The 7,140-nt window shown below is 38.6% G+C and carries 8 protein-coding genes and 2 pseudogenes; 7 read left to right on the forward strand and 3 right to left on the reverse strand.

Translation table 11 applies throughout. The features are described 5' to 3' along the window. Positions 1-216: 216 nt before the first annotated feature. Positions 217-588, reverse strand: coding sequence for a DUF3021 family protein (locus tag JUF13_RS14170; RefSeq protein ID WP_236002708.1), 372 nt, complete (start codon positions 586-588; stop codon positions 217-219). A 389-nt stretch (positions 589-977) separates the two neighbouring features. On the opposite strand from JUF13_RS14170, the pseudogene JUF13_RS14175 reads away from it, so the two are divergent. From JUF13_RS14175 to JUF13_RS14185, 3 genes and pseudogenes are all read left to right on the forward strand, one after another. Further along, a pseudogene (locus tag JUF13_RS14175) lies at positions 978-2,047 on the forward strand (IS3-like element IS1163 family transposase). A 64-nt stretch (positions 2,048-2,111) separates the two neighbouring features. Continuing rightward, entirely contained in the window at positions 2,112-2,753 is a 642-nt protein-coding gene (locus JUF13_RS14180) for a GH25 family lysozyme (protein ID WP_203640190.1), read from the forward strand. Then, on the forward strand, positions 2,753-3,025 hold the full coding sequence (locus tag JUF13_RS14185) for a hypothetical protein (protein WP_203640191.1): 273 nt from the start codon (positions 2,753-2,755) through the stop codon (positions 3,023-3,025). Before JUF13_RS14180 ends, JUF13_RS14185 begins: the two co-directional genes overlap by 1 nt. A 288-nt stretch (positions 3,026-3,313) precedes the next feature. Here JUF13_RS14185 and JUF13_RS14190 read toward each other — a convergent pair whose 3' ends face one another. Then, on the reverse strand, positions 3,314-3,664 hold the full coding sequence (locus tag JUF13_RS14190) for a DUF5388 domain-containing protein (protein ID WP_203640192.1): 351 nt from the start codon (positions 3,662-3,664) through the stop codon (positions 3,314-3,316). Between the two features lies 1 nt (position 3,665). After that, on the reverse strand, positions 3,666-4,466 hold the full coding sequence (locus tag JUF13_RS14195) for a ParA family protein (RefSeq protein ID WP_015639692.1): 801 nt from the start codon (positions 4,464-4,466) through the stop codon (positions 3,666-3,668). 867 nt (positions 4,467-5,333) lie between these two features. Between JUF13_RS14195 and JUF13_RS14200 the strand changes: the two genes are divergently transcribed. From JUF13_RS14200 to JUF13_RS14215, 4 genes and pseudogenes are all read left to right on the forward strand, one after another. Beyond that, complete coding sequence (locus JUF13_RS14200) at positions 5,334-5,612, forward strand: BRCT domain-containing protein (protein WP_020923847.1); 279 nt, start codon at positions 5,334-5,336, stop codon at positions 5,610-5,612. Between the two features lie 270 nt (positions 5,613-5,882). Next, a pseudogene (locus JUF13_RS14205) lies at positions 5,883-6,224 on the forward strand (replication initiator protein A); the annotation flags it as partial. Positions 6,225-6,483: 259 nt separating this feature from the next. Beyond that, positions 6,484-6,765: a type II toxin-antitoxin system RelB/DinJ family antitoxin gene (locus tag JUF13_RS14210; RefSeq protein WP_135369027.1), complete on the forward strand. Its 282-nt coding sequence runs from the start codon at positions 6,484-6,486 to the stop codon at positions 6,763-6,765. Then, positions 6,755-7,140 (forward strand): hypothetical protein (locus tag JUF13_RS14215; RefSeq protein ID WP_203640193.1); only part of this gene is annotated, 386 nt, incomplete at its 3' end. The genes JUF13_RS14210 and JUF13_RS14215, both read left to right, overlap by 11 nt.

Consider the following 7,140-nt stretch of genomic DNA (forward strand, 5'->3'; position numbering starts at 1 on the left):
ACTCCAGGACACCTTGGAAGCATCATTTATTTAAGTTAGATACATATTATATGTACGAAGGCATTTCATTTACACAATTATATGGACGTAATCTTTTTGAGTTACGCTCTTATGAAATTCAATATAAAACTTGCTGATATTGTACAATTATATAACTCTGGAATGGCAACAGTTTTTTTGACAAATTTTTGTTCTTGCTTCAACAGGATTCAGAAATTAACGGTTAAACAGTTTGCCAAATAACAGATAAGCGAATGACCAAAGAATCATTCCTGTGACTAGAAAATAGCCAATAATTTTTAAGAAATCAATGATATTTCTAGTTGGGAACCACCCACTAAAGATTAAGCAAGGAAGTACAGTCACTACCATGAAGAGAAAATGAACAAGGGATTGCTTGGCTAAAGACCATTGTCCTATTTGATAAATGACAGTTGTAGCGGATACGATAGTAATGATTAAACCGGTAACAAAGGTTGACTTTACTTGAAAAGAGTCAATCTTCTGTGTTCTCATAATCAATGTAATGCCAGTCATGATAACAAATGGAATAGTTCCTCTTATTGTAGCTGATTTCACAAGATTCATTATTAATTTTTCCTCCATTCCTTCATTAAACGAAAATGATGCATTCAGTTTAAGTTTACCATTGCCTATCATAATGAACAATAACAATGGAGATTATACTAAAAAACTAAAATTAAAATTATTTCTCAAAATAATTAGCCAAAGAAGATTCTTTCGGGATGGTGCGGTTGCCCTTCCTCCAAACGAATCTTCTTTTCTTTTGGTGGTAACAAAAGGTCCATTCAAAGTTTCGTGGCTTCTTTCATCCGCCAATTAACTGTCCAAAATTCGAAAGATTGCTATTAAATGGCGGATGATTATGGTTTAAAGATTGCTCCTATCCTAGTATTTGGTACATAAATTTCTGAACAGTTGTGCCATAATTAATAAAACAAGATAGGAGCATTCCAATGAAACGATATCAAGATGATTTTAAAGCCAGCATTGTGAAGATGCATCGTGAAGAGAAAAGATCTATTCGCTCGCTTTCCGAGGAATACGGTGTTTCTCCAGCCGCAATTCATAACTGGGTTAAAGGCGCTAAATCAGTTGAGCTAGAAGACGGTACTGAAGTAACGTCCAAAGAATTCAAACAACTTCAAAAGGAAAATCAGCGATTAAAGGAGGAACTTGAAATTTTAAAAGCTGCGGCGGTGTTACTGGAAAAGCATTAGGACGAATTAATTGCCTTGTCTTCATAGAAGATCAGTTATTGCGACACCGCTTATCAATTATTCTTTCGGCACTGAAATTACCGCGCAGCACCTATTACCATTGGAAAAGATATCAACCTAGTCAACACGAACGTGTTGATAATCAGCTCAAAGAATAAATTAAATTGATTTGGGAAAATAATTATCGTGCCTATGGTTATCCACGAATAACTATGGTGCTTCGCAAGTCAGGCATCTGTGTTGGGTCAAAACGAATTTTACGATTAATGAGGGAAATGGAGATCCACTCTTTAATGAATCGGCGATTTAAAAAACCTGGCACTCATGTGGATCATTCACAACGCCCCAATTTAATCAAGCACCAGCCCAATGCAAGGATATGGCGTGCTGACATTACTTATTTGGAATTACGTCCAGGAACCTGGGTTTATCTCAGTTCTATTTATGAACCAAAGGTTCATCAAGTTCTTGCTTTCAAGATTGGTCGTCAGATGGAGGCGACGTTAGTTGTAGAAACGATTAATCAGGCGCTTGAATGTCATCAAAAGCCACAATATTTTCACTCTGACATGGGTTCACAGTACACCAGCAACGAAGTTGAAACTTTACTTGAACGGCATCAGATTAGCCACTCATACTCAAAACAAGGTTATCCTTATGATAATGGGCCAATTGAAGCTTTTCACTCATTGTTGAAGAGAGAGTTTGCCTTTCAAACAACTTTTTCCAATTTTGAGGACTTGGTAATCCGAACCTCAAATTACATCAGTTGGTTTAATTCCGACAGAATTAGAACGAGTGTTTAGAAAAAGATGTGCCATTTATTGACATAGGAGCATTCCCTATTTCTATACAATTCAGAAATTTTTTATGCATTTACACAAGATATTTTACGCTCTCACGGCTGAAGCTCAATACTTTCTATCATGGGTTAAGAAGATGGGATTAGATAAGTCCACGGTATTAGCCATTGATGTAGAAGCGCCGGGATTAACCTGGGCAACTACTGGCCAAGTTAACGTGTTCCTGAAATACCTGATTAGTCACGGGTATAAGAATGTGATTACGTACGGCTCAGGTAGCTGGTTCAATGCTGGCCGGATTAATCGGTCCCAGTTAGTAGATAAGGCAATCTGGGTGGCGGCTTATGGTGTCAGTCAACCGGGGGTAGCTAATGCCAACGCTTGGCAATATACCGACAACTGGCACGGAGTGGATTGCAGTTATGATTTCGATGGTAAGCTGTCTGGTAAGGTTACCAAGGCAACGCCTAAGAAAGCCTCATACTGGGCTGATAATGGCTTGTATGAAGTGATTACCAGTGGGGTTAACGTGTATGGTAAGCCAGCCCTAGACAAGGCTAATAAGCGCCGTATTCACTTCTCAAAGGGAAGCACAATCTATGGTAAGGCTGTTAAATATGGCAAGGTGTACCGGATTAAGACTGATGTTGGTTACATCTCTGCTAATAAGGACTACGTGAAGCTGGTCAGAAAGTCGGGTGGTAAGTAATGACCTTTGATCGTTGGATTGAATTAATCACGTTAGCTTTGGCTGTAGTCGCGGGTATCTATGCAGCTTTGATGGTTGTCATGAAGCCCTTCACAGATCGGCTGCAAGACATTGCTCAAAGTATGAAGGATAGCAGCCAGCGAATTGAACGGCTGTTTAATTCGCAAAATACGCTACGTGAAGATTTAATCACTAGCAGAAGCGAGCATAAAGTTATCAACGAACGCTTAGACAATGTTGAAGATGATGTACGTGAACTGAAAAGTAAATAGTGCTAGAATTAATTTAATCCTTCAAAGTTGACACAACCAAAAAGCCACTCATCTCATCACGAGGTGGGTGGCTTTTTTGAGTAAGTTAAGTGACAGCATTGATTGATTGTTATATGATTGTGTATGTCCTAAATGGACACAAGCAACGCTCTAAGCAAAGCCTGTATGTACTGATTTCAGAAAAGCCCTCTATTCCGCATAATAGAGGACTTTTTTGTGTGCATTCTGCTTAATTTAAACGGACAAGTATACATCTAAAAGGTGAACGTGTCGTCTGAGAGCACGTGATTATTTACTTTTTACTTTGTTAGCATCGCCGGTTTCCAAAGTCTGTATTTGAGTCGTAAGCGTATTTTGTTCAGACTTAGTTAACGATTCAAAAAAAGTTTTTTGTAATTGGGATAATCCGTTTTGTTGAGTTGAGCTATACCCTAAAATTACCATAGCTTTCATAAAGTTTTTTAGATGATTATCAATTCTGAGCGTAGTATCAAAAGTAACACCATCTATTTGTTTAGACCTCGTTTTGTTTGATTCGTTTAGAGAAGATATGGAAATTTCTTTTTGGGGCTGGGGCGCCGATTTTCTAGGAATTATTTTGCTTTTATTTGAGTTAGGATTGTGTAAAAGTTCCACCATGCTAGTCCGCCCTTTCAATAATTTCTTGTGCCACAGAATCGTATAATCTAATTATTTTTTTATCGAACTGATCTTTTAGAAATACACCTCTGATTGAATATCTTTTGATTCTTTCCATATTACGAATTAGGGTTTTTAACATGTTTTCTTTCCCAAATTCTTCTTCTGCTACTTCTAATGTGCTGTGATCAACAGGCGCCCCATTCTTTAATAGCACAGGAAGTATACCGAGTAAATTCAAACTAGGTGCTTCGTATTCATCGATTACCTGTTCCTGTATATATTTTAGAAACGATTCGGCACCCTGAAGACTGTGCTCTTGAGTTTGAAGGATAATCAGAACCCAATCTGAAGCGTATAAGGCGCTATCAGAAATTAAGGAAATAGTCGGTGGCAAATCAAATACCACAAAATCATATTTTTCTTTTAGTGAAGCAAGTAGCTTGCTAAAATATGTAACTCTATCTTTATAATTGTTTTTAAACTTTTTTTCCATAATCCGTGGGTACAATGAAAAATCTGCGCTTGATGGAATAAAGTCAATGTTTTTATCCAAAGTAACCAACGATCTTGATAAGTCCTCTTCTTGGATTGATGCAAGCAAGGTTTGATTAAATTTAATATCATCGTGGCCTAAATTAGCCGCGGTTTTAAAGTAAATATCTGTAGCGTTTGCTTGAGGATCGAAATCAATTAATAGCGTTTTTTTACCAGCACGAGCTAGTGCCAGGCATGCAAGCGTGGCATTTGTTGTTTTACCGGTGCCACCTTTAAAATTTCCAAAAGTAATTACTTCACCCATTATACTGACCTCCAACTAAGTATCCTAATATACAAGGATACTTGGATACAAGGATGATAACATACAAAGATACAAGGATACAAGGATACAAGGATATATTTCTTCTCAAAAGCCGTTAAATTAAGATTGACTGCAAGTATCCTAATATACTTAGATACAAGGATACAAGGATACTTAGATACAAGGATATTAATATACAAGGATACAAGGATACAAGGATACATAAAAAGAAATGTTGATTTATCACCAAACAACGAGTAATATTGGTTACATAAAATAGAACATAAAAAAACACCCACCGACGGGAATCGGTGAGCGCCACATAAAAGTCATCACTGTTTACTGACTATTATATCATGGCCGGTGCGATTTTTAAAGCCCTAGGGGACAAGCTGGGGTCTAAATCCAAGGGGACACGTTTGCCAGTGCGACTTCAATAAGTCTGGCTATACCACAACAAGGTTATCTGTACGGCTGGGTGGTGAATGGTGAGCGCGACCATTAACGGCGCGGGTGGTAAAACGAAGCTTCGGCTTGGTGCCACTGATTAGTTGGTGATCGAACAAAAATAAATACGTATCATCAACGCCTTCTAGGGCGTTTTTTAGTAGGCTAAACCGAAAACGTAGGTTTATAATGAGTGGTGGTAGCAATACCGCAATTGTACAGACAAGCGACGGGCGTTAACGACCGACGAACTAAGGGGAAACTTTTAGTAGTAGAATTGTACTCTGGTTCAGTTATTTCAAATAGCTGTTTCCAGGGAACAATTCTGCGCTCAAAACGTCACTCCCTCTAAACTGAATGGAAAACCATAACCCGTCAAGTCAAAACCAACATTAGAATCAAGAAAGTTGATGATTTAAAATGCTTGATTTAAGAGATTGTGAGATTGCTTTTACCGGACGTCTAACTACCATGACTCGGGATCAAGCTTTTAGTTTGGCGAAAGTCTTTGGGGCGAAACCACAAAATTGGGTTACGAAACAGACAGATTATTTAGTGGTTGGGTTAATTGAGACGGCTTTAGGTGAGGAGCCCATCACAAAAAAGTTATTGACGGGAACACCAACGATTTCAGAACGGGATTTTTTGGACTGGTGTCAGGCACGATTGGCGCAATGGTCTAGGAGTTTAGGCGGTTAAATTCACAAAGTGAGTTTACTGATTTTTTGGGGATTTTTCATCTAGACCACTCCTCTCCCGTCAAATTTCACAAAGGCCAAATAACGGATCGTTGTTTTATCAGGGAGTGAGGGGGTTACTTGGGATAAGCCGCCTTATGTGAAGTAGAAATTGGTATACTAAAAAAGGCTCCCGGTTTAACACTGGAGGCCTTTTTTCTAGGTTACATATTTTGAGGATGAATGTTTTTATCTTCGTAGCTTTTACTTGGGTGCTGTAACATGATGAATACTGCTTAATTTTTGGTGCCGAACCCCACAACAAATGCGTCGCTTCGTTGGTATTATCTTAAATGCTAAGTACCGAGTTGAGAAGGATTATAAAGATATTGGCGTCATAATCCCACTGGACGACGAAGAACTTAAATTTTTAATGACTAAAGCCTTGAGACGTTACTTTAACGCCCTAAGAAGCAATGAGAAGCACATCAAGAACGTGGAAAACTACCTGTACGGCACCATGCAAAATCTATTTGGTGTTTGGTGGAATAAATAAGCGGCTAGAGAATATGCGGCCAAACACCCCGAAGAAGAAAAGTCGGCCGACAACGATAACAGTGGGTTGTACTACTAGTCCCAAAAGGCTACAAAATCCTTTCTAAGCGGTTTTAAGACTTACTAACCTATTTATACTTAGGCTAGATTTAAATGGCTTAAACAGAAGAATAGGGGCTTTTAAATGAGCGCCAGAGCTAACCAGGCTAATCAGCTCAAAAGTTCAGCCTTTAGATCAACGCCAAGCTCAAGTGATTTGAGGCCAGGGTTTTATCCGTTGATCAGATACTCAAAAGGTAGTATAATGGTAGTAGTAAAAGAAAGGAGATGAGACAATCATGGCAGGTAAGGAAAAGAAACGGGTCCAAGTCAAGATTGATAAAGATTTGGCCGATGATACCGAAGCAGTTTTAAGCGAATTGGGCTTAAATCCAACCACGGCCATTAACATGTTTTACAAGCGGATTGTTGCTAATGGTGCTTTACCTTTTAATGTGTCTTTAAGCGAAGAAGAAAGAGCTAATTTACGCTTTTTAAAGGCGACCGAAGGGACACCAGTCACCGAGTTCAAAGACGCTAAAGAGGTCGCTGAGTGGCTCAACGATCCAGATGAGGACTAATGACTTAGTCAGCCTATACGTTAGTTTTGTAGAAACTAACGGTGGCAAGTCTCGGCCAGTTTTAATTCGTCGGGTATCAGAACAGAAGGTCGAGGCTTTTAAAATTACTAGTCAGTATGAAAAGAAGTCGGCTTATATCAAGCAACAATATTATCCGATTCAAGATTGGCAATCCGCTGGGTTGAAGAAACCTTCCTGGGTAGATCTTGGTAATATTTATCGCTTTCCCAAAGCCGGTTTAAACTTTAAAGAAATCGGTCATTTAAGTAAGCTAGATCAAAATAAAATTTCAGATTTTACGCTTGACCTAAAATCAAAAAGAAGAGGTAAGGGTCAAAAGATAATTCAACAGCGATCAAGTAAAAGGAAGCACAA

The sequence above is a fragment of the Levilactobacillus wangkuiensis genome, assembly GCF_016861605.1.
GTDB classification, from domain to species: domain Bacteria; phylum Bacillota; class Bacilli; order Lactobacillales; family Lactobacillaceae; genus Levilactobacillus; species Levilactobacillus wangkuiensis.